The 1,135-nt window shown below is 50.3% G+C and carries 1 protein-coding gene and 1 pseudogene; one reads left to right on the forward strand and one right to left on the reverse strand.

Annotation, left to right across the window (positions count from 1 at the left end):
* Positions 1-92 precede the first annotated feature (92 nt).
* Positions 93-646: pseudogene (locus BLP80_RS14975) on the reverse strand (transposase); the annotation flags it as partial.
* 56 nt (positions 647-702) lie between these two features.
* On the opposite strand from BLP80_RS14975, the gene BLP80_RS15465 reads away from it, so the two are divergent.
* Positions 703-885, forward strand: a complete 183-nt coding sequence (locus BLP80_RS15465) for a hypothetical protein (RefSeq protein ID WP_143002341.1) — start codon at positions 703-705, stop codon at positions 883-885.
* Positions 886-1,135: the final 250 nt, after the last annotated feature.

The raw sequence follows: 1,135 nt of genomic DNA on the forward strand, positions 1-1,135 counted from the left end.
TATGCCTTTATAAAAAGTCCGGATGTATGGCAGCAATCTTTACTTTCTCAAAATCATTAACTGAAAGCTTGGCAAAAAGTGGGCGTCCATGTATGCCCATAGTAATGATTGTAAAAGGCAAGCTCCTGCTGACCGTGCACTGCATCATCGGTATGATCCATATCCAGCGTGATGCTGCTCGGCGCCTCACTGTAAGTGGCGACAAACTGTTCGATCAATGCTCTGGCTGTCCGATAGAGGTCACTGCGGCGCAGCGATCCCTCCAGGCGGGAGTGCGTTGCGCCACTGTCAATGGATTACCGGCATCCAGCGGTGCGCGTCCTGCCGCCAGCTTAAACAGCGGGTCGGCGCGCAAAGTATCGGCATCGTTGCCGTCTTCATAACCTGAGGCAATTTGAAAGACGCGCTGTTTCAGCAAATCCCGCAGGGGGTGAGTGATATAGCGCGCATCACGTGAGTCGGATATCGCCGCAGTCAGGCGATCAATCAGGCCGATACGATGATCGACTGCATCCAATACCACTGCACCAAAATCAGAGGAGAGCTCCCCTCCAGCAAAGTCGGCGCGAACTGTGAAGCCGGGAATGGAATTAAAGCAGAGTTGTTCTGGGACAGAATTGGCAGCGGGGCGAGGAATTACAGGCATTTTTTACGAATCAGTTTCTCAATAATTCCCATCATATCTAACGCTTGGAGCGTTATTTGTCCGATTTATGCAATGTTCAGGATAGGCAGTGTCTGGATCGACGCTGGCACGAGCGCGACGCGCTCACTGCTGAGGTGGATGCCTGGCAACAGCGGCGTAATGCCGAGCGCCGATCGATCGAGTGGACGTTCACTCGACAGGATGCGGATCGAAAAATGCAGCAGCATTATGTTTCGTAATTAATATGTTTTGATCCTAGTACTCAGTCATTCTTGAAATGTCGACTAAAGCTCCCCATACTCTCGACCTTCAACGTAGAATGGAAGTGGGCCAATGGCAAAGAAATACATGGTGAGGCTAACCGAAGAAGAACAAGCTTATTTAGAAAGTTTGATGCACAAAGGAAAAGTGGCGGCGTACAAAAGGCTTCATGCCCAGATCTTGCTTAAGGCGGATGAGAACGCTTTAGGTGAATCGTGGCAAGATAGC

Origin of the sequence: Nitrosomonas sp. Nm132, assembly GCF_900100485.1 — a bacterium.
GTDB lineage: Bacteria > Pseudomonadota > Gammaproteobacteria > Burkholderiales > Nitrosomonadaceae > Nitrosomonas.